Annotated in this window: 23 protein-coding genes and 1 other annotated feature; of the genes, 14 read left to right on the top strand and 9 right to left on the bottom strand. The window is 33.9% G+C overall.

From position 1 onward, the window contains the following. Positions 1-9 precede the first annotated feature (9 nt). The 4 genes from ACZLO7_RS12335 to ACZLO7_RS12350 all read left to right on the top strand — a co-directional run bounded on the left by ACZLO7_RS12335 (position 10) and on the right by ACZLO7_RS12350 (position 6,844). Positions 10-1,008 (top strand): ABC transporter substrate-binding protein, encoded by a 999-nt coding sequence (locus ACZLO7_RS12335; protein ID WP_464940424.1) that lies wholly within the window; start codon positions 10-12, stop codon positions 1,006-1,008. Positions 1,009-1,435: 427 nt separating this feature from the next. After that, positions 1,436-2,629: a c-type cytochrome biogenesis protein CcsB gene (ccsB, locus tag ACZLO7_RS12340; RefSeq protein WP_464940423.1), complete on the top strand. Its 1,194-nt coding sequence runs from the start codon at positions 1,436-1,438 to the stop codon at positions 2,627-2,629. A 260-nt stretch (positions 2,630-2,889) separates the two neighbouring features. After that, a complete protein-coding gene (locus tag ACZLO7_RS12345) occupies positions 2,890-5,925 on the top strand; it encodes an efflux RND transporter permease subunit (protein ID WP_464940422.1) in 3,036 nt (1,011 codons plus the stop codon). Positions 5,926-6,067: 142 nt separating this feature from the next. Further along, the gene (locus tag ACZLO7_RS12350) at positions 6,068-6,844 is read left to right on the top strand and encodes a GNAT family N-acetyltransferase (protein WP_464940421.1); all 777 of its coding nucleotides are present in this window, start codon (positions 6,068-6,070) and stop codon (positions 6,842-6,844) included. Positions 6,845-6,914: 70 nt separating this feature from the next. Here ACZLO7_RS12350 and ACZLO7_RS12355 read toward each other — a convergent pair whose 3' ends face one another. Then, the gene (locus tag ACZLO7_RS12355; RefSeq protein WP_464940420.1) at positions 6,915-7,793 is read right to left on the bottom strand and encodes a pentapeptide repeat-containing protein; all 879 of its coding nucleotides are present in this window, start codon (positions 7,791-7,793) and stop codon (positions 6,915-6,917) included. 689 nt (positions 7,794-8,482) lie between these two features. Between ACZLO7_RS12355 and ACZLO7_RS12360 the strand changes: the two genes are divergently transcribed. Together ACZLO7_RS12360 and ACZLO7_RS12365 are read left to right on the top strand one after the other, a co-directional pair. Then, entirely contained in the window at positions 8,483-8,899 is a 417-nt protein-coding gene (locus ACZLO7_RS12360) for a GNAT family N-acetyltransferase (protein ID WP_464940419.1), read from the top strand. A gap of 50 nt (positions 8,900-8,949) precedes the next feature. Beyond that, entirely contained in the window at positions 8,950-9,129 is a 180-nt protein-coding gene (locus ACZLO7_RS12365) for a hypothetical protein (RefSeq protein WP_464940418.1), read from the top strand. 150 nt (positions 9,130-9,279) lie between these two features. Here the strand turns inward: ACZLO7_RS12365 and ACZLO7_RS12370 are convergent, their stop codons facing one another. The 4 genes from ACZLO7_RS12370 to ileS all read right to left on the bottom strand — a co-directional run bounded on the left by ACZLO7_RS12370 (position 9,280) and on the right by ileS (position 13,739). Next, positions 9,280-9,447, bottom strand: coding sequence for a hypothetical protein (locus ACZLO7_RS12370; RefSeq protein ID WP_464940417.1), 168 nt, complete (start codon positions 9,445-9,447; stop codon positions 9,280-9,282). 41 nt (positions 9,448-9,488) lie between these two features. Continuing rightward, positions 9,489-9,863 (bottom strand): hypothetical protein, encoded by a 375-nt coding sequence (locus ACZLO7_RS12375; protein WP_464940416.1) that lies wholly within the window; start codon positions 9,861-9,863, stop codon positions 9,489-9,491. Positions 9,864-9,869: 6 nt separating this feature from the next. Further along, complete coding sequence (locus ACZLO7_RS12380; protein WP_464940415.1) at positions 9,870-10,025, bottom strand: LysM peptidoglycan-binding domain-containing protein; 156 nt, start codon at positions 10,023-10,025, stop codon at positions 9,870-9,872. Positions 10,026-10,643: 618 nt separating this feature from the next. Continuing rightward, the gene (gene ileS, locus ACZLO7_RS12385) at positions 10,644-13,739 is read right to left on the bottom strand and encodes an isoleucine--tRNA ligase (RefSeq protein WP_464940414.1); all 3,096 of its coding nucleotides are present in this window, start codon (positions 13,737-13,739) and stop codon (positions 10,644-10,646) included. Positions 13,740-13,794: 55 nt separating this feature from the next. Next, positions 13,795-14,034: a binding site (T-box leader), on the bottom strand. 609 nt (positions 14,035-14,643) lie between these two features. Between ileS and ACZLO7_RS12390 the strand changes: the two genes are divergently transcribed. Further along, entirely contained in the window at positions 14,644-14,880 is a 237-nt protein-coding gene (locus ACZLO7_RS12390) for a DUF3977 family protein (RefSeq protein WP_464940413.1), read from the top strand. Positions 14,881-14,922: 42 nt separating this feature from the next. Here ACZLO7_RS12390 and ACZLO7_RS12395 read toward each other — a convergent pair whose 3' ends face one another. Together ACZLO7_RS12395 and ACZLO7_RS12400 are read right to left on the bottom strand one after the other, a co-directional pair. After that, complete coding sequence (locus ACZLO7_RS12395; protein ID WP_464940412.1) at positions 14,923-15,066, bottom strand: hypothetical protein; 144 nt, start codon at positions 15,064-15,066, stop codon at positions 14,923-14,925. 421 nt (positions 15,067-15,487) lie between these two features. After that, complete coding sequence (locus tag ACZLO7_RS12400; protein WP_464940411.1) at positions 15,488-16,351, bottom strand: S16 family serine protease; 864 nt, start codon at positions 16,349-16,351, stop codon at positions 15,488-15,490. 330 nt (positions 16,352-16,681) lie between these two features. Between ACZLO7_RS12400 and ACZLO7_RS12405 the strand changes: the two genes are divergently transcribed. Further along, a complete protein-coding gene (locus tag ACZLO7_RS12405; RefSeq protein WP_193739597.1) occupies positions 16,682-17,014 on the top strand; it encodes a PadR family transcriptional regulator in 333 nt (110 codons plus the stop codon). Position 17,015: 1 nt separating this feature from the next. Further along, positions 17,016-17,576, top strand: coding sequence for a hypothetical protein (locus ACZLO7_RS12410; RefSeq protein ID WP_464940410.1), 561 nt, complete (start codon positions 17,016-17,018; stop codon positions 17,574-17,576). A 324-nt stretch (positions 17,577-17,900) separates the two neighbouring features. Here ACZLO7_RS12410 and ACZLO7_RS12415 read toward each other — a convergent pair whose 3' ends face one another. Further along, the gene (locus tag ACZLO7_RS12415) at positions 17,901-18,056 is read right to left on the bottom strand and encodes a YjcZ family sporulation protein (protein ID WP_464940409.1); all 156 of its coding nucleotides are present in this window, start codon (positions 18,054-18,056) and stop codon (positions 17,901-17,903) included. Positions 18,057-18,293: 237 nt separating this feature from the next. Here ACZLO7_RS12415 and ACZLO7_RS12420 point away from each other — a divergent pair, with 237 nt between their 5' ends. The 3 genes from ACZLO7_RS12420 to ACZLO7_RS12430 all read left to right on the top strand — a co-directional run bounded on the left by ACZLO7_RS12420 (position 18,294) and on the right by ACZLO7_RS12430 (position 21,446). Further along, the gene (locus tag ACZLO7_RS12420) at positions 18,294-19,697 is read left to right on the top strand and encodes an HD domain-containing protein (protein WP_464940408.1); all 1,404 of its coding nucleotides are present in this window, start codon (positions 18,294-18,296) and stop codon (positions 19,695-19,697) included. A gap of 155 nt (positions 19,698-19,852) precedes the next feature. Continuing rightward, positions 19,853-20,977 (top strand): copper amine oxidase N-terminal domain-containing protein, encoded by a 1,125-nt coding sequence (locus ACZLO7_RS12425; protein ID WP_464940407.1) that lies wholly within the window; start codon positions 19,853-19,855, stop codon positions 20,975-20,977. A gap of 346 nt (positions 20,978-21,323) precedes the next feature. Then, positions 21,324-21,446, top strand: coding sequence for a hypothetical protein (locus ACZLO7_RS12430; RefSeq protein WP_464940406.1), 123 nt, complete (start codon positions 21,324-21,326; stop codon positions 21,444-21,446). Here ACZLO7_RS12430 and ACZLO7_RS12435 read toward each other — a convergent pair whose 3' ends face one another. Next, entirely contained in the window at positions 21,447-21,962 is a 516-nt protein-coding gene (locus tag ACZLO7_RS12435) for a cell division site-positioning protein MapZ family protein (protein WP_464940405.1), read from the bottom strand. It lies immediately after the preceding gene. 781 nt (positions 21,963-22,743) lie between these two features. On the opposite strand from ACZLO7_RS12435, the gene ACZLO7_RS12440 reads away from it, so the two are divergent. After that, positions 22,744-23,670, top strand: coding sequence for an LCP family glycopolymer transferase (locus tag ACZLO7_RS12440; protein WP_464940404.1), 927 nt, complete (start codon positions 22,744-22,746; stop codon positions 23,668-23,670). Between the two features lie 230 nt (positions 23,671-23,900). Further along, on the top strand, positions 23,901-24,407 hold the full coding sequence (locus ACZLO7_RS12445) for a hypothetical protein (RefSeq protein WP_464940403.1): 507 nt from the start codon (positions 23,901-23,903) through the stop codon (positions 24,405-24,407). Positions 24,408-24,681 lie beyond the last annotated feature (274 nt).

Here is a 24,681-nt window from a genome sequence, read left to right on the forward strand (position 1 = left end):
GAGAATAATATGACTAGGTATAGAAAATTATGGATCATTATTAGTTTACTAGTAATAATGTTGGCTGCGTGTAGTAACTCGGAGAAATCTTCTAAAAGGGAAGATATCAAACAGAAGAATGTAAGTGAAAACAGGGAATTAATTATCACGAATATGGATCATAAGTTTACCTATACAGAAGCTCCAAAACGTGCGGTTACGCTTAATCAGCATGCAACGGAAATTATGCTTGCTTTAGGATTACAAGATTCAATGGTAGGTACAGCTTATTTAGACGACGAAATTTTACCAGAGTTTAAGGAAGCTTATGAGGACATTCCAGTGCTTGCGAAGGAATACCCATCCAAAGAAGTGTTCTTTGGAGTAGAGCCTGACTTTGCTTATGCAGGCTGGAGAAGTGCATTCACAGAACAATCATTAGGAACTGTTGAAGAGTTACAAAAAACAGGTGTTAATACATATATCCAAGAATCATCTAGTATGTCGACTACGCCAACACTTGAAGATATGTATAAAGATATTGAAAACATTGGGCGTATCTTTCATTTAGAACACAGAGCAACCGAACTCATTAACCAAATAAAACAAGATATTGAAGAGACAATTGCGAAAGTTGGACAAGTTGAAGAGCCGGTAAATGTATTAGTATATGATAGTGGAGAAGAAGTCCCTATGGCAGCAGCAAAAGATAACTATCTAGTTAACTTAGTTACAATGGCTGGTGGTAACAATATTTTTAATGATACTAAAGGTGGATGGCCTGAAGTAAGCTGGGAAGAAATAGTTAATCGTAATCCTGAAGCTATTATCATCATCGATTATGGTGATATTACAGTAGAACAAAAGAAAAAGTTCTTACTAAATAAAAAAGAATTAGCAGATTTACCTGCTATTAAAAACAAGAAATTTATTGTACTTCCTCTTTCAGCAGGAGCAGAAGGTATTCGTGCGCCGCTTGCCTTAAAAACAGTTGCTGAAGGGTTATATCCCGAGAAATTTGAGAAATAGAGTTGTAAATAATAGTATTCAATTTAACTTCTTTCAGCAGAAGTCTCCCACCTCTATAGGTGGTGAGATGAATGCGGATTTAAGCTACTTTTCAGTGGGGGTCCAAACCGCCCACTGAAAGAAGTTAAAGCCTCCGGCGGATGTCAAGGAATCGGAAAGGAGTTCTTTTTTGCAAGCACAAAGCCGATTCAGGACGCAATTATGCCGAGGCATAATTGATATAAGCCCTTGTACAGAGACTATAAAGTGATTTATATACTCCCAAAAATAGATTTTTAAAGACTGACATAAAATTGTCAGTCTTTTTTGTTAGTATATACTGTAAAAAGTGTGTTTATATAGGATAATTATTCATGTTGTTCTTTGTGCGGCGTATGTCGGACTATTGGCAACAAATATTCAAGTAATTAGGAGGGGTTAAATAACAATGCAATCATTAATTGAAACTAGTAGTACCGCTTTGTATATCTCATTTCTTACATATTTAATAGCGATTATTCCTTTAGGTCTATCTGTTAAGTCAAATAAAAGGATATTTTCTATTATTGGTTTATCCATGACATGGATCGGCTTTATTTTACAAGTTACATATTTTGTTTTGAGATGGTATGCAATTGGACATGCTCCAGTTGGGAATATGTATGAGTTCATGACTTTCTTTGGTATTATGCTAGTCGCTGCATTTTTAATTATGTACTATATTTATCACCAAATCGTCATTGGTCTTTTTGCATTACCCATTTCTTTATTGATTCTTGGTTATGCTAATGCATTTTCGAAGGAAGTAACGCCATTGATTCCAGCACTTCAAAGTAAATGGCTAACAATCCATGTCATTACCGTTGCATTCTCAAGTGCAGTATTATCGATTTCTTTTGTAACTAGTGTGATCTATTTATTAAAAGTTATTAATACTGAGGAAAGAAGTAAAAGATCGTTCTATTTAGAAATGGTTATGTATTTTTTAGTAGTCGTTTGCGGATTTATCGCCACTACAACTGCATTTAATATAGCAGGATACGAAAAGAATATTCAATTCACAAATCAAGATGAGAAACTAGAAGTATATGAATACAAGATGCCAGCTATTACAGTGTCAAAAGAATCGGTAGTAGTTGAAATAACTGAGGATAAGAAGATTACCCAGAAGGCAGGGGAGAATGGTTTTCTCGAAGTGTCTAGTTTTCTAAATGCGATGAAATTAAATACGCTCGTTTGGTCTTTCCTAGTGGGAAGTTTGATTTATCTACTCATTCGATTAATCACAAGACGTAGGATCATTTCGTTGTTAAAGCCGCTAACGAGTCGAGTCAATGCTGCAACAATGGACGAAATATCTTATCGATCAATTGTAATCGGCTTTCCGTTATTTACATTAGGCGGACTTGTTTTTGCGATGATTTGGGCACAAATGGCGTGGAGCCGTTTCTGGGGATGGGACCCAAAAGAAGTATGGGCTCTAATCACATTCTTATTTTATGCAGCATTCCTACACTTACGTTTAAGTAAGGGCTGGGAAGGAGAAAAAACAGCTTGGTTATCCATTATTGGCTTTGGTACGATTATTTTTAACCAAGTATTTGTCAATCTAGTCATTGCTGGACTGCATTCGTATGCATAAATAAAAAAAAATTTTAATAACTATCCCGAATTTTTTGTACATTAATTTACGTATAGATACTAATGGTGAGGTGCTTTTGCAATTAGGTTTTAACATTTTATTAACAACTAAGTAATGGTTCGGTTGAAGCCCTTTGCTGTTTATTAAGATTAGGTAAATTTAATACTTCGCTATAATTTTTTATATACTCCAAATAGTAAAATATGTTAGTATTATAGATGGTTATTTTTCATAATTTTACAATTAGAGGTGATTTTTAGGTGGAAGTTTTTACGAAGTGGGCATTTAAGAACAAGGCAGCCGTTTCATTAGTAACAATTTTTATTTTATTAATAGGGGTAGTTAGTTATTTTAAACTACCGATGGAATTTTTACCTTCTGCAGATAATCCACAAGTTACGATTATCACAATGGGGCAGGGCACTGATTCAAAAACAATGGAAAAGGATGTTACAGATCCGATTGAAAGAGCTGTTACAGGATTAAAAGGAAAGAAATCTGTGAGTTCTGTAACTGGGGATGGATTCTCAAAGATAAATTTATTCTTTGAATCGGGATCAGATATGAAACAAGCAAAAGTTGATGTTCAAGAAGCATTAGGTAATGTAGCGTTACCTAAAAATATAGCAAAGCCGACTGTTATACAGCTTAATACCTCAATGATTCCTATCTCATCTATAGCCGTGACGTTTAAGGACAGATTAACAGCTGAAAATCTGGACTTTGCTAAGAAAGAATTAGAGCCTCAATATAAAGATATTAAAGGCGTTTCGAGTGTACAGACATTTGGAATTTCAGAATCTATTCTTTCAGTTAAAGTAAATAATGACAAATTGGCTCAAAAGCAAGTTTCTATTCAAGATATAATGAGCGTTCTTAATGGTCAAAATACAGCATTAACTGTCGGTGAAAAGGTAGTTGATGGAAAGACAAGTAATATTAAGGTTATCGGAGATTTAACAAGTATTAAAAAGCTAAAAGCGTTAAAGGTCACTCCATCTGTCACGCTTGGAGAGATAGCAAAAGTTGACGTAGCAAAGAATGACAATTTCATTAGTCGTTTTAATGGAAAAGAAAGTCTTCAAATAAATATTACTAAAGATAGCCAATCAAATGCTGTAACAATTAGTAAAGAAGTTGAAAAAATAACAAAAGAAATTAATGGAAAGTATCCTGATCAGAAGTCAACTATCTATTTATCTACAGCTGACATGGTGCAAACTTCTGTTCAGACAATGGTCAAAGAAGTGTTACTTGGTGCACTGTTTGCTACCATTGTGATTATGGTCTTTTTACGAAATGTAAGGTCTACATTTATTACAATCGTCTCTATACCTTTATCTCTCGGATTCACTTTATTTATGTTGTCATTGTCGGGAGTGACGTTAAATATTTTGACACTAGGCGGTGTCGCTGTAGCGATTGGTCGATTAGTAGATGATAGTATTGTTGTTATCGAGAATATTTTCCGCAAAATGCAACAAGAGAAGTTTTCAGTTCAATTGGTGCTGGATGCAACAAAAGAAGTAGGTGTAGCGATAACAGCTTCAACTCTTACTACTGTAGCCGTTTTCTTACCGGTCGCATTATTAAACGGAGGGCTTCAAGAATTTTTACTACCATTTGCTTTAACTGTAACTTATTCATTACTAGCTTCTTTAATTGTCGCATTAACTGTTGTGCCGTTAATGAGTGCAAAATTACTGGGAAATGCAAAGTTACAAAAACATACACCAGCGAAGCGCTTTACAAAAATTGTTACTTGGTCATTAAATCATAAATGGATTGTCATGATTGTTACCTTGTTGCTGTTTGTTGGTTCAATTGGAACATATTTTGCTATGCCAAAAGGTGCGATTGATAATTCTACAGCTGATTATGTGTCAGTAACGTTAACTTATCCAAATGATGAACCCTTTGATAAAGTAAAGCAAAAAGCAATTGAACTTGAAAAAACGGTTCAAGATATGAGTGAAGTTGATACTATATTTATGCAACTTGGAAACTCCGCAGAAGGTGCTCAATATGGGGTCGTTGGATCACCTACAGAAGCGACTTTCGGTATTTTATTGAAAGATAAAAAAACCATAGATACAGTGTTAGAAAAAATCGAAAAGCAAAAAGAAAATTATCCTAATGGGAAACTTGTGGCTAGCGCTTCTTCTCTAATGATGGGATCTGCAAAGACGAACATTACGATAGATGTGACTGGCAACAATATAAATGATATAGAAGTAACTGCTAATAAGATTAAAGAAAACATTCAAGATATACAAGGTGTTGAGAAAGTTACAACAAATCAAGACGAAAAGAAAACTATTTACACTTTCAAGGTAGATCCAGCTAAAGGGAACACAGAACAAATAGGCCAACAGCTTGGTGTTATGCTTAATAAAACGCCAATCGGTAATATTACGTTAGATGATAAGCTGACACCTGTTATTCTTGAACCAATCTTAGATCCTAAAAACAAAAAGGATTTAAAGAATATTCCTGTTATGACGCAGGGTGGCTTAGTTTCAGTGGCAGAAGTTGCTTCTCTAAACAGCGAAGAAGCTTCAACAAACCAATATCATAAAGATGGAAAAACGTATCTTGAAGTAACAGCAACGGTAGATCCAGCAAAACTTTCTGATATTGCGAGCAAGGTAAATCTTGAGATATTTGGAGACAAGAAGAACAAAGGTCTTGATATTCCAAAAGATGTAAAGGTTTTTGTTGGAGGAGCTAGTGCTCAGCAGGCAGATGACTTTACTGATTTGTTCCTTACGATGTTAATATCAATAGGTATTGTCTTCTTGATAATGGTTATAACGTTTAAATCAATTAAAGCGCCATTCGCGATTTTATTTTCATTGCCGTTTGCAGCTATTGGAGCGGTGCTAGGGTTAGTTATTAGTAGAATTCCAGTGGATGTTACGGCTCTATTGGGTGCGCTTATGTTAATTGGAATTGTGGTAACAAATGCGATTGTACTTCTAGATCGAGTCAAACAAAATGAACAAAAAATGATTATTCGTGATGCAGTTGTGGAAGCGACAGCTACAAGATTCCGTCCAATAATAATGACTGCTGTAGCAACTATTTTTGCAATGTTACCTCTTTTATATAAAAAAGCGGAAACGGGAAGCCTAGTTTCACAAAGCTTAGCAATTGTTGTTATTGGTGGGCTGGCTGTTTCTACATTGCTCACTCTTATCGTAATTCCATGTATATATGAATTACTGTATTTTAAAAAATCAAAAAAACAAAGAGAGAAAAAGAATGTCTCAGATAGTGAAACCATCGATATCTAAGTGATATGACTAAAAAGTTTGTAGAGAAAGTAGCTCTTTCTTTACAAACTTTTTTTAACTAAAATATAGGGAATATTCATAATCCTAAGAAATCGCCATTCAAAAATATCTGCAATTTCCTATAGGAGAAAGGGGCTTGACCATGGATAAAAATGAACTGATCTCACTATTCCACAATGAACTTCGTCAAGAGGCTCAAATACAAGGTTATATAAGAGAGGAAACAGAGCATGTAGTGCGTCATATTTCACAGTTTGGTGAAAAAGGTTTTATTGTCACATCTAATATAAATGAAGAAAATTCAAGGGAAATTATTAAGGAAGAGATAAATTATTTTAGTAACCTTGGGCAGGATTTTGAGTGGAAGGTGTATAGCTACGACAAGCCTGATAGTTTAAAAGATATTCTTGTACAAGAAGGATTTACAATTGATGAACCTGAAGCTCTCATGGCCATGAAGCTAGATGACCAGCACCCTTTGCTGATTAATGACCAGCACTTTGAGATAAATGAAATAACGGATGAAGCAGGCATTCAAGACATTATTGATTTAGAAGATGCCAACTGGAATGTTCCACATGCTGAGTTAGGAGAAAGACTTTGGAGGGATAAACAGAACAATCCTGAATCCCTCTACCTTTATGGGATTTATGAAAATGGTCAGCTTGTAAGTGCGGCTTGGATGTACTTAGAGACCAACTCCTCCTTTGCTAGCTTATGGGGAGGTTCAACCCTACCTAATTTCCGAGGAAAAGGTTATTATAGTAAACTTCTAGCGGTACGTGCAAAAAAGGCATACGAAAAAGGGTATCCTTATCTTACAGTTGACGCCAGTCCAATGAGTAGACCTATCCTAGAAAAGTATGGTTTTCTTTGTCTTGCGTACTCTAATGGCTGCCAGTCACCTGCTACCAACTAGTTCCTCAATTATATGCGTTTTTGGGGTGTCTAGCATGTCTTATGTACTATCGATAATTTTATTGGGTTTATCATGTGAATTTAGCACCCCAGTGCGTTGGGCGAGAAAGTAAGGGCGGTAGCTTTGTGTTTTCATCGCCTTTTGCAGCATTAACTTGAACTTGAGTGAGAAAAATACTACCAGTTAGATTGGCTCCGCTTAGATCGGTGTCACGAAAATCTGCTCCAATAAGATCTGCATCTCTTAAGTCTGCATCTCTTAAATCAGCACCAATAAGGTACGCACCTCTTAAGTTGGCTCCTCTTAGATTAGCACCTTTAAGCTTAGCACCCATAAGGTCTGCTCCTCGACGGTCAATAGTTTTGCATTTCTTTGAACTTGAATGCTGATGAAGTGCTTTAGTTCTAACAAGTTCACTTGTTTTTAAAAGTAAAGCGTTCACTACTGATCGATGTCTTGGAATATCTAGTTCCTGGAGTTCATCTGTACTAAGTTGACTAAGCCGTTCCGTTTCATCAAGCACAGAGAGAAGTTCTCTATGAATCGGACTAGTATCTTTCAAGGAAAGGGCTTCGTTCAGATACCAGAGCATCTCATGAAGTTGATGCATGGTTGGGAATACGGCGAACATTCTCTTAGCTGTCTCTGGACTTTCACGCCAGTCTACTCCTTTAAATGTAGATTGGGATATCTTTTGCCCTGCACCAAAGCAGTCGAAAACAGTACAACCTTTAAATCCTTCTTGTCTAAGGCTATTATGGATACTACATCGGAAGTCGGCTCGCAAATTTTGACATGGCTTACTTCCTGCTTTATCAATTGCAAAATCTGCCGAAGCAGCGAAGGGGAGCGCAACGCAGCATAAACCAAAGCAGTTCTCACAATCCGCACGCAGATTGCTGTAACCTTTATTATGAATTATATTTGAATGTCCACTATTATCTCGCAATTTGTGTTCTTCCTTTACTTTTATAATTTAATAAATTGATAATATAGCCATACTATCATTTGATTGTTTTACCAGTCAAATATTGGTTTTATTCACAAAAATATTTAGAAAGAATAGCGTATTGTTTAATAAATTATGTTAAATCTTTGTCATCGAACTCTTCTTGTATCTGAGATTAAAATTGTCGTTGGTAATACAGGAAAAGAAACTGTATGTATTAAAAAAAGAGATGATACGGAGGTTTATAAAAAACATCAAAGGCATAAAGTTTATAAAGGATGAATATCAGGAAAAAAGGATGGTTTAACTATTTAATTATATTGGTCCAAGATGGAAAAGAAACAATTCAGTTCGGATTAACCTATGTAAAAAAATAATTATCATAGCTATCTAAATATTGAGCCTTTCAAAATGAAATTCTTTGTAAAAACCCCTCAATAACACACAATAAAATGGATAAATTCGCTATAATTACTAAAAGGCTTCTTTAATCATAAGTATATAAGAATCTTTTACTTTGTTTTTGCAAAGCGTGTTGTGTCTACAAAACAAAAGTACAACTCAAGCTCACAATTAAACATCTCGATTCATGTACAGCATCTGCGGTGGAAAATATAGTTAAGTATACTGGCATAGTAATCAACATTTTGCAAATATACAAAAACGATATAAACAATAGGAGCGGTATAATGGTTATTCTTAGAAATGAATTTCAAAAAGGAAATGTAGGAAGAATGAAAGAGATTTATCAATCAGTCGGATGGAATAAGCATACAGAAGAAATGATTGAAACGGTTTTTTCTGCAAGTAGCCATACTATCTTTGCATATATTGATGGTGAACTTGTAGGCTTTGCAAGAGCTATGTCTGATGGTGTTTTTAATGCGGCTATTTATGATGTAATTGTTCACTCATTTCATCAAAGAAAAGGTATTGCAAAAAAAATCATAGATGAGTTATTAAAACAATTACAAGATATATCGTGTATCCACCTGATTTCTACTACAGGAAATGAAGAATTCTACGGGAAATGTGGATTTAAAAAATTAAAAACTGGGATGGCAAGATATATAAATATGAATTTAAGTAAGGAATACGTTATATAAGTGATTAAGCTACATGCTAGTTAAGAATTGAGAGTTAAGGAGTGGATTAAATGAACAAAAGGATAAGAGCAATTATTGGGACAACATGTTCACTTGTTTTATGCATTTTTGGAATATATAGTTTAATAACTGCGAGTTCATCCGTTATTCCTGCTGTCTTATTTGCTATCGGTGGTTTTATTGGTTTCATTGGATCTGTAATTGAGCTTAAAAATATGGATACTGCCTAACTAACTTATAAGTATATAAAGAAAAGCACAGTCCCCTGATAACAGCTTATTTCAGGGGACTGTGCTTATTAAATGCGTTAATAGTTCAACTTTGAAAAGAAGACTATGTGCAAGCTCACTAGTGAAATAATGCCGTTTAATAATGATAGTTTACCTAAATAGATTAGGGAATTGTTTCACGATTGCTTCTGTGATTGCATCAGCCATACCTAAAGCTTGCTTCTGAATTTCATCATACACTTCGATACTCTTCTTGAAATTATTGTTAATCATCAGTAATGCTTCTGATTTTGTTAAACCTAAATGTGAGTAAAACATTTTTCGAACTTCTTCCTCACTTAAAAATGGGTTTATTGTACTTAAGAATGCCGCAATTTCATCTGCATTGGAATACCATTTTTTTCTGCAGTCGTAGCAGCTTGTTGATCCCCTGCAATAGCTGCTTTTACAAGATCTGCTGCAAATAACAAGTGTTCCTTTATTAACTTACTAAATGCATCCCCTATTTTATCTCCATAAAAAGGTCTAAGTGCATCTCCCATGTCAGTGGCATTTTGAAGCAAGCGTGCTATTACAGCATCTGCATCAGGTAATTTAAAGACTAAGCTAATAATCGTCATCCTTGTCCAAGCAACATGCTCCTCCCACAACTTACGCATATTGCTTTTTAGTTCGACCTCAGCTGGACTTATGCATTTTGTTTGCCCTGTATAAAGTGGTGCAAATGTTTTCATCGGTATTTAAATATTTTGACCAATATAAAGATTATTTGGATCTACATAAGGGTTAACTGAATAAATGTCATATACAGAAATATTAAATCGTTGAGCTAATAACCAGTAACTATCCCCTGGTTGGATTGAATACCTACATACACTCAGTGAATAATTGCTCATACAAATCTTTACCTCCTATTCAGCAAATCTATTAATCATTCGATAATACTCATTGCCTAATTACATAATATTCAAGTTTCAATCGTATCATGCCAAGAATATATCAGACACATCCGTAACAATTTTTTGGTGCAAATAAACACGGTAAAAAACCTTAATTAGATCCAATATCAGAGAATCGTATTACAAATAGTGGCGAATTGGAGAGCAGATGAATAAATGACTTCATTAACTTTCATTTGTACAAGTGTTAGGACTGTTTTCTTGGACGATCAGGCAATCCGATTATATGCAAGGTAGGGGAGTGATCTTAATATTATTATTCTTGTATCTCGACCTATAGCCGTTCATATATAAGTGCAATATTATCATTAAATAATAGGGGAAAAGTGCATTCTATCTTAAATTAATCAGATAATACAAATAATTAGATACTTTGTTATAGTAGTATATTAGAATTTATAGTTTGGGGTTCAGGATCAAAGTGCTGGATACCACATAGATATAAATATTTCTAACTGGGTTTAAAAGTATAGAATTTTTTGAGGAGGAGGAGTTATTTACAAACAAAAAGGACTTCAATTTGAAATCCTTTTTGTGTTCTTGTGCTACTAATAATTAATAACGCATTGCAACTTTCACAAGTTCGGCACCTAGTTGTACATCAATAGTCTGCTCGCTTTCTTCTATAGGATTAAACTTGATTTCATTTACAAGTAAATTTTCTCTCATTAAATCTTCAAAACGAAGGATCATTTCTTTTACTTCAGTACTTATTGCGATGTTTAGAGATACATACATCTCGACTGGTAAGTCTAATTTCTTTCTTGTGTCTTGAATTGTACGAATAAGTTCTCTTATTTGGCCTTCTTCAATTAATACAGGCGTTAATTGTACATCTAACAGTACTTTTAATTGCTGATCACCAGCTAACTCAAAGCCAGGTGTTACAGCAGATTCTACAAGGATGTGCTCAGATTTTAAAGTATAGCCGTCTTCATTTATTTTAATCTGTACTTCGCCATGAGAAAGAATTGTTTGTTTCTCTACTTCAGGCATGTTTTCTACATATTGCTTGACGGAGTTAACTGCCTTTCCAAAAGCTGCTCCAGCAGTTTTGAAGTTTAATTTGAAGTTAGCTGATTCATACTTCGATATATTATCAGTAAAAGTAACAATTTTGACGTTTAATTCATCTTTGATGATATTTGTATATTCATCTAACGAACCATTGTCTTCACTACGCCAAACGATGATTTGTTGAAGCGGTTGTTTCGTTTTTAATGATGTGCTATTACGAATACTTCGACCGAATTCAACTATTTTTAGAATCGTTGCCATATCATTTTCTAATTCAGGATTAATGACTGCTTCATCCGCTTTTGGATAGTCTTGTAGGTGTACGCTACTGTGGTGCAGTTTTAAGTGAATATCCTCTGCGATAAAAGGTACAAATGGTGCTAATAAGCGGCTAATTGTACTTAATGTCTCGAATAGGGTAGAGTATGCTGCTTTTTTATCCTCTGATAGACCAGAAGCCCAGAAACGATTTCTAGAGCGTCTTACATACCAATTACTTACTTCATCAACTAATTCTGCAATCTCTCTTGTAGCAGCTGTAAATTGGAATTCATCCATAAACTCTGCTACAACTTTTACAGTATTATGCAAACGAGAGAGCATCCACTGATCTAATATTGTTTTATTACCTGTTTGATTGGCATCATATTCAAAACCATCAATTTTCGCATACATCGCATAGAATTTATACGTATTATCTAATGTATCAACTAGTTTTGATTTTGCATCTTGAACAGTTTTTTTCGAGAATCGTTTAAGATTCCAAGGCGAACTATCAATTAAGAATGCCCAGCGTAGTGCATCAGCACCGTATTCCTGAATCAACTCAATTGGATCTAGGGCGTTACCTTTACTTTTCGACATTTTCTGGCCGTTCTCGTCTAATACATGACCTAATGATAAAACATTCTTATATGGTGCTTGCCCCGTAAATAGTGTAGAGACTGCTAAAAGGCTGTAGAAGAAGCCACGTGTTTGGTCGATGCCTTCAATGATGACATCAGCAGGGAATTGCTTTTTAAATTTCTCTTTATTATCAAATGGATAGTGGTGTTGCGCAAACGGCATTGAACCACTGTCAAACCATACGTCAATAACCTCTGGCGTTCTTTCCATCTGTCCATGACATTTAGGGCAAACGCATTGAACATCATCAATATAAGGCTTATGAAGCTCTATACCATCGTCCAAATTGGTTGTAGCGATTTCTTTTAATTCCTCTATACTGCCAGGCGCAACTTCATTGCCACAATCATCACAGATCCATACATTTAGAGGAGTACCCCAATAGCGGTTCCGACTAATATTCCAATCGACTAGATTTTCAAGGAAGTTTCCGAAACGCCCGTTTTTAATATGCTCAGGATACCAAGTGACTGTTTCGTTGTTAGCAAGCATTTGCTCTTTAAGTGACGACATATTGATGAACCAACTATCTGTAGCATAGTAAAGAAGCGGTGAATCACAACGCCAGCAGTGTGGGTAGCTATGCTCATACTTTTCTTTGCTAAATAGCAGACCTTTTTCAGACAACATTTTAATAATATCTACATCACATTCTTTAACAAATTTCCCTTGCAAATCAGTTACCTCAGCTGTGTATCGTCCTTGCAGATCGACCACATTCACAAATGATAAACAGTTTTGTTTGATTGTTTTATAGTCATCTTCACCGTAAGCTGGTGCGATATGAACGATACCAGTTCCACTGTGCTCCGTTACGTAATCAGCTAAGACAACGATATGTCCTTTTTCAACATGTGCATAATTAAATGGGGCTAAATAACGTACGCCTTCAAAATCATTACCTTTATGCTCACTTAGCACTTTAACATCTTGGCCTAGTACTTTTTCAACTAATGATTTTGCAACAATGAAAATTTCTGCTTCTTTTTGAACTCTTACATAAGTTAACTCTGAATTCATAGCAAGTGCCACGTTGGCAGGTAAAGTCCAAGGTGTTGTCGTCCAGCCTAGGAAGAATTCATTTTCTTTATCAGCTAATTTAAATTTCACAGTAGCAGATAAATCTTTAACATCTTTATACCCTTGAGCGACTTCATGTGAACTTAATGATGTTTGACAGCTAGGGCAGTAAGGTGAAACCCGATGGCCTTTATATAACAATTTGTCTTTATGCACTTTACTCAAGATGTGCCATACACTTTCAATATAGTCATTGCTTAATGTCATATAAGGATCATCCATATCAACCCAATAACCTAATTCTTCGGTAAATGAACGCCATTTCTTCTCGTAAGTGAAAATACTTTCCTTACATTTGTTGATAAATGGCTTTATACCATAGCGTTCAATTTCTTGTTTACCTGATATGCCCAGCTGCTTTTCAACACCTAATTCTACAGGTAGACCGTGAGTATCCCATCCAGCTTTTCTTTCTACTTGGAATCCTTGCATCGTTTTATAACGTGCCACGACGTCTTTAATCGTTCTACCAAATGCATGACCTACATGGGGTAATCCGTTGGCAGTTGGTGGACCTTCATAAAAAACAAACGGTGTGCGTCCATCTCTTACGTCAACAGAAGCTTGGAAAGTATTTTGCTCAGTCCAAAGGTTACGAATGCGTTGTTCACGCTGTACTGTATTTTCTTTACTTTCATTCGAATTCATTGATATCGCTCCCATACAATAATTATTTAAAAACATACAAAAAACCCCGTCCCAAGTAAGGGACGGGGTTAACCGCGATACCACCCTAATTCTATTGAAAACCACTCAATAGCACTCAGCAACGTACAATCATACGTGTTCCTTTTAACGGCGGACACCCGGATAGACTTACTAAATCTTCAGACTATCTTCTCAGAGAGGATCTTCACATTACTCTTAAACACTGACTTGCACCGAACTGTCAGCTCTCTATAGAATAAGATATAACGCTACTCTTTCTCATCAACGAATTTGTATGCTTTTATTGAGAGTTATCGTAACAGAACAGAGAAAAATTGTCAATTGATTAAAATTGGAATCTTAAATTAAAGGAGGGAAGGTATGGTTCTAGTCTATAGGTGAAGAACCCTGGACATTTAGTGTTTAGATAAAGTAGATGGAGAATAGAGAAATTTATAAATTCTAAAATGGAAGCCTTATAGAGTTGTAAAAGTGAAAATAGTGTAGTGAAACGAAAACTATATATTCGGAATAATTATAAATAAAACAGCGAATTTAATTGGAAAGTGGATTACACTGTAACGTATTAGAACACAAAGGTACACAAATCTGTTTTTCACGAACGCTCACAGCATCTGAAATTAGTAGATAAACAATTGAAAACCATTGATATATAAGCGTTTGTAATGGGTTATTCACTTGTGTTTTTATTGCATAAATCATTCATTTCTAGGAAGAATGAAGGGGAATTAAGATAGGTTTTAGAAGTATTTGTAATTTGTGAATTCAGGTTTGGATTTTGATATGTTACTATTAATTTTACCAATCTGTTTTTGTCCGATAGTACGACGACAAATACTCTATTTACATTAAGTGATTAAAAAGAATGACGAGGTGGTCAAAAATGAAATTCATCGAAATAGGAATTGGGGATAAGTGGTTTGTTAGAACGGAGACAGAATTAGAGGGCGGTTCTGAATTTGAGGAAAAAGGTATAAAAGGACCGATTATTTATAAATCGGTTTATCTTCGAATTTGGTTATTTAAAACGGTAGTAATTCTAGATTCAAAGGAAGGTTTAAAGAACATGAAAAAGAAGCGAAACTCCCTTAAGTTTGTATTGGGTATTCAAAGTAAATAAGATAAAGAAGGAAACTTCGCATATAAGTTATCAAAATTTGAGTTATAGTCTTTTACGAAGTTCTTTTAGCTCATCACCTATTTTTTTTATTTCTTCTGTTTGCTCTAGTATATTATTATTTAATCTCCTTACAGCTTCAAATACAGCAAAAACTGTGCAAATAACTCCAATCCCGATAATTTCCATTTGGCACCTTCTCTCCATCTACATAATAGTACTCATCATACCTTATTTGTAATATAGTGTAAATGTTATATGGTTAATAGTTATAATAATAAGAGGATAAGTACAAATTTTTAAATTGGGATATTAGATTTTTAATATTTAAGGGGTGAAAATGGAATGAAAAGAAATACAGTAATTTGGATAATAATCGTATGCATTATATTAGTAGGTTTGCCCCTATTAAACTGGCTATTATTAGTTTTGCAACCTTAATCGTTTGATTACATAAAAGAAACTAAGGTGTATCTTTGATTTAGTTTTATAGAACTGGCATTCTTATCTAGAAAAAAGTTGCCTTTTTTTCTGCTTATCTATTGAAGATACACAAAAGGCACCCTGTATGCTTTAAAAGCAGCAATATAGGATGCCATAAATAGTTTGTTCATTTACTTTTATCGTTCAAATCATTAATCAGTCGAACTGCTTCATCTATATGTGCCACATCAAGAATTTGTATGTTTACGTTTAATTTCTTCTGTATTTCCATAGCTTCTTTCCTATTTGCACTTGGGACAATCATCATTGAAAAATTGGATTTCTCAGCAATTTGTATTTTTTCTTTTAAAATTGCTATTGGTAATACGTCTCCCGTTTCGCTAATTGCCCCCGTAACTGCGATCTTTAAGTCATTTTGCAAATCCCCTCTTATAATGAGTCCTGTCAACGTTAAACCTAATCCGGCGCTACTTCCCTCAATATGATCGCTATTTAAAAATTCGTTAATTCGTCCATCTTCCTGTCCTAAAAAATGATTCACGTTTTCTTTCATTTGTTTTACGTCATCTTTCCCAACATGGAACCATTTCAATAATTGACGGTTCTTGCTTTTATAAAGGTCTGGATGGGTGATTTTAATAATATCCAAATATTCTACATGCTGTTCGTTTAAAAGGGCCATAACAGCTTTTTTGTTTTCTGTAAATTTAAAGTCCAATCTATTAACCCCTAATAAATAGATTCCTGAACCTCCGTATACTTCTAAAGGATTCAAATATAAGTATGCTGCGTGCGTGTAAGAATCATAAAATAGTAGTGGCAGTTCGTAACAAAATAATAGCGCTATTATGGTTGTAGCTAACAAGGCTTTTCTTTTGAAAGCACGCTTTTTACGATACACAATAAGTGTAATTAATAAGATAATTAAACTAAGTAATAATAGTGCAACAAATGAAACTCCTCCAATTACGTTTCTAAGATACAAAAACAGAAATACTAAATAATAGAATATGGTGATAATTGCAGTCACTATACAAGGTAAACTTCTTTTGACATTAAAGATAATTCCTTCACTCCTCCCATTAGAGCCAGTATATTTTAAACTTCTTTAAAAATCCTTTAAATCCTTTATTTTGATAATTTACTATTCTCTAATTTACATTAAAATACTGTTTAAATAGCATATATGAACAGTTTATAAACGATTTCTTTGCCTATTGAACCATTATTAGGAAAAGAAATCGTAAAAGAGAAAATTCTTTATACCTTAATTTAAATTATACATTGCTTTATAAGGTATAGATGTTTTATAATTTGGTTGTACCTAACAAAGCAAGGTATAAATGAAGGAGAGAATTACGTGGAAATTGATAAGGAGATATTACGGGGTTATATAGACACAATTATTTTAAGCTTGCTTTACCATGATGATATGTATGGTTATGACCTGAGCAAAGAAGTTAAAAAGCAAAGTAAGAATTCATTCGAAATAAAAGAAGGAACTTTGTATTTATCATTTAAACGTCTAGAGAAAAATGGCTATGTAACGAGCTATTGGCAAGAAGGAAGTGCAGCGGCCAGGAGAAAGTACTATCATCTCACGAATACAGGAAAAGAGTATTTAAGCCATAAAAAGACGGAATGGCTTTTTATGAAACAGTTAATGGATCAATTTTTGGAAGGAGTCGAATAACATGACATTAAGTAAAGAAACAAAAAATAAAATCAATCAATTCGTGAAGCAGAATACTAAGCTAAGTGTAAGTGAAAGTAAAGAGCTTACATACTTTGAAGAACTTGCAATGCAAGCGAATCAAACATTAGGGGAGGCGAAAAAGACGGCTGCAAAATTTAAATGGACTTCTCAAAAGAATAAGGAAGCTCAAGAAGAATTAATGAGTTATATGGACGATTATATTCAGGATTTGATTTTAGAAGAAGGTATCTCTGAAGCAGATGCATTTGAAAAGGCAAAGGCCTCTTTCGCAGTAGAAAATCCAGAAAATCCGATGCTTGATAGTAATGCTAAATGGCTACAATATCTCGAACCCAATGTTGAGGAAGCAATTGGGTTATATTATGCAGCATTTATGTTTATTGGTTTAACACTAGGTGCGTTATTAGGTGTTATTTTGCAAATGGTCGTATTAAAAGAAAGTATCGGTTTATTATTCTTTATAATAACTGGTATTGGCTTAATGATGGGCCTTGCTTTGGGTATGTTAAAAAATGCGAAGATCAGATTAGACAGTTAAGTTTTATAATAAAAAAATGAGCCTGTATTGATCGAATCTCAATACAGGTTCTTATATTCTTTATTCGTAATATCCTTTAAAACAGTAATTAATATAGTCGACGTATTGATTCAATATCGACAAGACAATATACTTACACTTGTCTAACGAGTTCCTTCGATCAATAGTTTGTTTTAAATCATTTAAAGGCTTATGACCAGTATCTTTAATCGTTATGCATGTCAATTCCTCCTTTATGTAAACAAAGAAAAAAGACAGGTTAAAAAACCCTGTCTCAGATGGTGGGATTTGTTTTTATACCTAAAGGTTTACAGCGTACCTACATTAACAGCCTCCACCACCATAGCCGCCATAGCAACCACCGTTCATGAAACTTGCGCCAATAATTATCAAAAGAATAAACAGAACGATAAGTAAAGCGAAACCTGATCCATTATTACGTTCACGTTCACCCTCGAAACCGCCATTTCCATTTCCCATACTGTACACCTCCTGTATCTCTGATAGTTCATTCTATGTCAATTTTAAAAATGTGTCTGGTTCATTTGTTTAGTTTTAAGAAAATAATTTAAAGTCACTGGAGGAACATCCTCGGAAGTATTACTCGCCAACTTCAAATGTTTAATCAGCAATTGTCAAAATTAAACTTAATTCTGTAACCGCTGTTGGAAAATTAACCCTTAATGGTTATAATTAATTATAAAATGGGGTGATTTCATGATAAATGCTTTAAAAGAACGTTTAATTCAAAGGAGCAATTATCTTTCACTGAATGAAATAGAGCTATTAGTACAAGCTATTAATTTTGCTGATAACGCACATCATGGACAGAAAAGGGCTACTGGAGAGCCGTATATCACTCATCCTTTAGCCGTTTGCGAAATACTGTTGGAATATAAGGCGGATGTTACTTCTTTAATTTCAGCATTACTTCATGATGTAGTGGAAGATACAGATACTCCTATCCATGAAATTGAACTTAAATTTGGTGAACAAGTCTCTTCAATCGTAGAAGGTTTAACCAAAGTAGAGAAAGGTCAACTTGAGAAAGAAGAATATACTGCGATTAATACGGAAAAACTGCTCTCTGCTTCAGTAAATGACATCAGAATTGCTGTTATTAAAATTGCAGATAGGCTGCATAACATGAGAACACTTTCAGTTAAAAAAATTGAAAAAAAGATCCCTTATGCAAATGAAACAATTATCTTTTTTGTACCTCTTGCAGAGCGACTTGGGTTATATAGAATGCAAAAAGAGTTGGAGGAGTTATCATTCTGTTATTTGAACCCACCTAAGTCTAGAACAGTTCAAAAGTTAATAAACGATTACGCTGTTAAATTTGAAGATATCTTTATCAAGTGTTTCGATGAAGTGAAAAAGGAAGGTAACTCTCTAATATTAGATCTGGAATGGAATAGAGTACCGTTGTACAGATCTTATTGCTTATTGCTAGAAGAGCATGCTTTATCCGATTTATTCTCAATAAAAGTGATCACTAATGCACCTTTTCTTTGCTATACTGTGCTGGGGATAATACATAGGCTCTATACACCAATTGAACATCAATTAATAGATAATATTGCCATCGTGAAAAGTCCATTTTTAAAACAATTAAAAACTAAAGTACAAATCGACAATATTGAAGTAAACTTTATAATTCAGAGTAAGTGTGATAAAAAACTGAATGATAATGGAGTGTTTGAGTTATTAAAGGGCGATTTATCAAGCAGCGAAATAACTACTCTAAGTAACGATTTGATCGGAGACTCAATTCACACAGTAAAATCAATTTCAAATACTCCAATCGAATTTTATGATTTAATTGCCTTTGAATTGCTTCAAAGGATAATTACAGTATATACACCTAAAATGGATGTGGTCTCATTACCAAAGGGTTCCACTATTATCGATTTTGCCTTTTCACTAAATTCACAATTAGCTTTCAGTATGTCTGCTGCAAGGGTAAATGGACAAAATAAGCCCGTTCAGACTGTACTAAATGATATGGATATTGTAGAAATACTTACGACTAATAATTATATGGTTAAATCGGATTGGCTAAATTATGCCCAAACTTCGAAAGCGATTAAAGAAATTAATGAATTATTAAATATGTAATTAATAATAGGTTATTTAAATGGAGTTGCTGGAGTTTTATCTAACCTCTTGCAACTATAAGATACTTTCCGTTTCTTAATAACAGAGTGAAAGCATTATTATTTATTAACCCTTCCAATTCATGTATAATAACTGGGAGATAAGGGGGTATTAGGTTGAATAAAACAAGTAAGTTGATTAGCTCATTGTTGCTTAGCGGAACGATCCTAACGGTAGGTTTAACAAGCTCAATCGAACATAATGACAAAATGGATTTAAAACAAAAGATAGATGTTACTGACAAGAAAGAGAGCAATATCACGATGGTTGCTGCGACAATTAAGTACAAGCTGACCATCAATGGTAAACCTGTATCTCTACATAATAGCTCTATTAGAATAGGCCCTAATCATATATTGCCTGCAAAAAGCTTTATAAGACTCTTAGGCGGAACGACTACTTTTAATAGCAAAACTAAAGTGTTAACTATTAAAAATGAAGGTAAAACTTCTACAATCAAACAAGGATCTAAAGTAGCTACTGTAAACGGCAAGAAAATAACCCTATCGACAAGTGCTCAAGCAATTAATGATGTATTCATGATCCCACATGATCTAGTAGCCAAAGCTACAGGAACTAAAGTTTCTATATCAACAAGTGCAAAGACTATTGAAATCACTCAGGCTTCACCAATAATCCCATCGCGTATCAAGACTAAATATCAAGGCCATACGTATGGTGCTGATAACCAATACCAGTATGATAAAACAATAGCTTATGTTAATAATTACTTCAAGAACTACAAAAGAAAATTTGTTTTTGGTTTTTGGCAACACGAACAATATGTGGACTACTTTAAAAACGGGGTAAAAGTACCACCTGATTATATTCGTGGAGATGATTATTATGATGGTTTGGATTCAGCTGACCGTTGGGGTAGAGATTTAAGAAAGAATAAAGTACCTTTCTCTCAGATTATGAAATTAACTGAGGTTTGGGTGAAAGCTAATGATTTATTAAATGACACACCAAGTATCGGCCGTAGTTGGATAGATGAATACGATGTATACTCGGCATACCACATCTTTTACAAACGTAAAGATGATTCCGATTCTTATGCACATGCACAACAAATTGTATTTGATATGAACGGTTATAAAACTAGAATATTATCTACACCACCTTCATCATGGTTAGAAGTACAAGTAAACGGAAAATGGTATATTCAATACGATGAATATTGGGGTGCCACATGGAGACTTTCTACTTCATCAGGGATTCAAAAGTTGTTTACTCTTTAAATTCTTAGCGATTGAAGCTACATTCAGGAAGATAAAAGTTTAATTTTTATCTCTAGAAAACAAATTAATTACGATGCTCTCCAAAGATATTCTTGGAGGGTATTTTTTATTTTCACTTACTACGAAAGAGCGGTGACTAAACAAGAAATGGGTCCGTATTATAACGCTAATATCGTTATTGGGGAAATATTAGGTTTTTGTGCAAAATGAGGTACACATGAATTATCCATTAGGTGTATTCCAATATTACGATAAAGATAGAAACAAAACGTATCTGCAATGAAGTTATGTAGACGAACCTTCACTAATTCACTTTGAAATTGAAGTTTATAATGAGAATTTACGCATGGTTAAAGCAGATGGCCGTAATGGGGGTGTTGAGAAGCAATCAAAAAAGGGAGTAACTATTAAAAACGAAAGAGAAGTGTCTAAGTTACAGGCACTTCTCTTTTATTTTAACTATATATAATTAACCGTGGTACCAACCTGTCTTACAATTAATAGAGACTACTCGCCACCACTTACCATCTGATTTTACATAATAATCATAATATCCTATGCCATTATTTGATGAAGATTTTTTAAGCTTTGTTTGATTGCTTTGTGGAGTATACCTTTTATTTAAAACTTTTAAGACGCTAGATTTAACACCAGGTGCCCATTTATAGGGATTGGAGAAATTCAATTCATGTGTTTTAACATAAGCTGTTTTATTGTTATATTTGATTTTAGACCATCCATATTGTCGAGCTGATATCCAATCATACTGATCTTTACCGATTGCTACACCACCATAAACTTTAACAACTTTACCGACTTCAATCTTCCCTAAAGTTTTATAAGATGTACCTGGGGAGGCCTTAACAGTTAAAGTTTTACTAGCATAAGCTTTGTCGTAACTTGCAGCTTGAGCATCTGTTGCGTTTATACTTGTAATCAATAATACCAAACAAATACCAGCAAGAAGTGTTAATATTTTTTTCATTGTAGAGTCTCCTAACATTATAAATTAAAATAGTTCTTTACCTATATTATCCATCTATAAATATACCTTCCAATTGTATTTAAATCAATACAAATCTAGTTATTTTTATGACAAGATAGTTAGAAATCAAGATCCTCGACCAAATGTCCACGATAAAAAATTAGTAGCACCATTATGACAGGTGAAATAGAAACAACGTTATTCAATAAACCTCATTCAAATAATCCACATCATTAAGACTTCAAAGTAACGGAAGGCGAGATCTACATCGCTCAAAAAGAAAAAAAGAAACAAGAGGTTTGTAGAGGAAGAAACACACCTCACAAATGAGAGTAAGCCATTGTATCTGTATGGAAAACTACTATCCACATTATATAACTTAGACGGATAAAGTTTAACGCCAACGAGCTACTATGCTTTAAATGAAAGAGTGGAGCACTTTATCTATGGTATTGAATTAGGTTCTTGGATAGTTAAAGACTCAATTTATGTAGAGGAATCTTCTAAAGTATCTCGTTCATTCTCTAAGGGGACTTTAATATTTGATAAGTTAAAGAATGAATACTATGTCGAAGGCTTAGGGCTGTCTCCAAGGGGGTTACTCAGAGGAAATTACAGATGGGGGATACTATGTTTTTTTGTTGACCTTTCTTGGCAACCATTTTAACAATTCTTTCGTTATAAGTAATAGATTTTACGATTGTAGTAAAAATCATGAAATCTATCGGTGATTCCTACAATAAACGAGTTACTATATATCAGAAAGATTAGGAGAATGAAGATGAAAGAAGAAAAAAAGTGGTATAAACAAAAGAAATATCAGATCGTACTTAGTATTGTATTGCTATTGGCATTAGGGGTAGGTGGCTATGCATTTAGCATATATAAGTCTTTCAATTCCGCTCTAGACAATATGCATCATCCTATAGATAAAACTGAGAAGAGAGAAAATGATATATCCATACAAAAACAAGATCCTTTCTCTGTTTTGATGTTAGGGGTAGATGAAAGAGCAAATGATTCAGGTAGGTCTGATACCATGATCGTACTAACAGTTAACCCAAAAGAGAAATCAGTGAAAATGTTAAGTATTCCTCGAGATACAAAAACTGAAATCGTAGGGAATGGAACAGTAGAGAAAATTAATCATGCCTATGCTAGAGGCGGAGCAGAGATGTCCATTGCAACTGTTGAACACTTTTTAGATATGCCTATTGATTATTATGTAAAGGTAAACATGGAAGGCTTTAAAGATATAATCAATACGCTAAATGGTGTCACAGTTGTAAATGATATGGATTTAACTTATAAAAAATACCATTTCCCGAAAGGCGAGATTGAGCTAAACGGTCAAGAAGCGCTAATATTCTCACGTATTCGTTATGAAGACCCAAGAGGTGACTTTGGTCGTCAAATTAGACAAAAGCAACTCATTCAAGCCATTTTATATAAAGGAACAAATCTATCGTCGTTATTAAAAATAGATGATATCCTTGGTAAATTAGGTGAAAATATTAAAACTAATTTTACGTTAAAAGAAATGCTAAGTATTCAGAAACAATATAAATCATTAAATAAAAACATTGAACAAATTCAATTTAAAGATGGTAATGGAGGAAAAGAAGCGGGGGTATGGTACTATTACCCTGACGAAACTGAGCTAAGTGATATTAAACAAACATTAAAAGATCATCTTTTATTAAAATAAAAATTGAAGACATCTAATAAAATCCCGTATTCTTTGTAGAATACGGGATTTTTGTATATTCATCAGGAAGTCAAATAATCTAAAGACTCTTTAGTACTTCTATAAAAGAGGCATAACTCCATTTAATAAACTATATAAATAAATAAGTACATCTTTCTTTATAGCGTTGAAGATTCAAGAATTCTAAAAAAAGAAAGGGGATTTACGTAGATTTTGTAAGGGACTATGCAATGTACATTGCGATTTTTGGTGTATTTGGATCAAGTTGGTTTGGCTGGGCACAAGAAAAACCGAGAGAAAGCTGGAGAAAGTACCTCGGTATTGCTTCTGTACTCTCGCTGTTAGTCGGTTTACTAGGGATCTATTTAAGCGTGAATAATTGGAATGAATCAAGCGCCTTGTCGGAAGCGGGTGTTTTCAAGAATTACTTAATCATCGTGTTTGTTGAATTCTTTATAGCAGGGATTGGCGCTTTCTTTTCGATTAAATATAAAAGAAAAGACTATGTTGCACCTTGGATTGCCTTTATTGTCGGTATTCATTTTTTCTGGTTAAAAAGCATCTTCCAAGACTCCAGTTTATATCTTCTAGCAATGCTCCTCATCGCAGTCTCAATCATTTCTTTATTTCTTTCAAAAAAACTTAACGTAGCAAATAGCGCTATAACCGGCATTGGAGCAGGTACAGCACTGTTTTGTTTCGCCATATTAGGGTTGATACGGTTTATATTAATTTAAAGTCAGCAAAAGCTGCGAATAACTATATTCAAAAATAAAAAAGATTTATCAACAGCCCTTTATTTCAAAAATATAGGGCTGTTATTTGTTGTGTACGGTTTAGTGGTTCATCTATTCGTCTTGATTTTCTTACTCATTATTAAACCATTGAATTTAGGGGTTAAACATGCCATAAATATATTTGAAAATTTTTACAAGTTAGTATACTATTTCATTTAATGGAGAAAGAGTTAAATGCAATAGTATTGAATCCTTTAATATACATTCTTTCTTA

This window comes from Viridibacillus sp. d25.2 (assembly GCF_055456015.2).

Excerpts from the sequence above, each read along its gene's own strand:
- ACZLO7_RS12370 (WP_464940417.1), bottom strand. The coding sequence starts at position 9,447 with ATGTTTTACTCACATTTAGGTTTAACAAAATCAGAAGCATTACTGATG.
- ACZLO7_RS12335 (WP_464940424.1), top strand. The coding sequence starts at position 10 with ATGACTAGGTATAGAAAATTATGGATCATTATTAGTTTACTAGTAATA.
- ACZLO7_RS12390 (WP_464940413.1), top strand. The coding sequence starts at position 14,644 with ATGAAATTCATCGAAATAGGAATTGGGGATAAGTGGTTTGTTAGAACG.
- ACZLO7_RS12350 (WP_464940421.1), top strand. The coding sequence starts at position 6,068 with ATGGATAAAAATGAACTGATCTCACTATTCCACAATGAACTTCGTCAA.
- ACZLO7_RS12435 (WP_464940405.1), bottom strand. The coding sequence starts at position 21,962 with ATGAAAAAAATATTAACACTTCTTGCTGGTATTTGTTTGGTATTATTG.
- ACZLO7_RS12395 (WP_464940412.1), bottom strand. The coding sequence starts at position 15,066 with ATGGAAATTATCGGGATTGGAGTTATTTGCACAGTTTTTGCTGTATTT.
- ACZLO7_RS12360 (WP_464940419.1), top strand. The coding sequence starts at position 8,483 with ATGGTTATTCTTAGAAATGAATTTCAAAAAGGAAATGTAGGAAGAATG.
- ACZLO7_RS12445 (WP_464940403.1), top strand. The coding sequence starts at position 23,901 with ATGTACATTGCGATTTTTGGTGTATTTGGATCAAGTTGGTTTGGCTGG.
- ileS (WP_464940414.1), bottom strand. The coding sequence starts at position 13,739 with ATGAATTCGAATGAAAGTAAAGAAAATACAGTACAGCGTGAACAACGC.
- ACZLO7_RS12380 (WP_464940415.1), bottom strand. The coding sequence starts at position 10,025 with ATGAGCAATTATTCACTGAGTGTATGTAGGTATTCAATCCAACCAGGG.
- ACZLO7_RS12420 (WP_464940408.1), top strand. The coding sequence starts at position 18,294 with ATGATAAATGCTTTAAAAGAACGTTTAATTCAAAGGAGCAATTATCTT.
- ACZLO7_RS12440 (WP_464940404.1), top strand. The coding sequence starts at position 22,744 with ATGAAAGAAGAAAAAAAGTGGTATAAACAAAAGAAATATCAGATCGTA.
- ACZLO7_RS12410 (WP_464940410.1), top strand. The coding sequence starts at position 17,016 with ATGACATTAAGTAAAGAAACAAAAAATAAAATCAATCAATTCGTGAAG.
- ACZLO7_RS12430 (WP_464940406.1), top strand. The coding sequence starts at position 21,324 with ATGGTTAAAGCAGATGGCCGTAATGGGGGTGTTGAGAAGCAATCAAAA.
- ACZLO7_RS12415 (WP_464940409.1), bottom strand. The coding sequence starts at position 18,056 with ATGGGAAATGGAAATGGCGGTTTCGAGGGTGAACGTGAACGTAATAAT.
- ACZLO7_RS12365 (WP_464940418.1), top strand. The coding sequence starts at position 8,950 with ATGAACAAAAGGATAAGAGCAATTATTGGGACAACATGTTCACTTGTT.
- ccsB (WP_464940423.1), top strand. The coding sequence starts at position 1,436 with ATGCAATCATTAATTGAAACTAGTAGTACCGCTTTGTATATCTCATTT.
- ACZLO7_RS12375 (WP_464940416.1), bottom strand. The coding sequence starts at position 9,863 with ATGAAAACATTTGCACCACTTTATACAGGGCAAACAAAATGCATAAGT.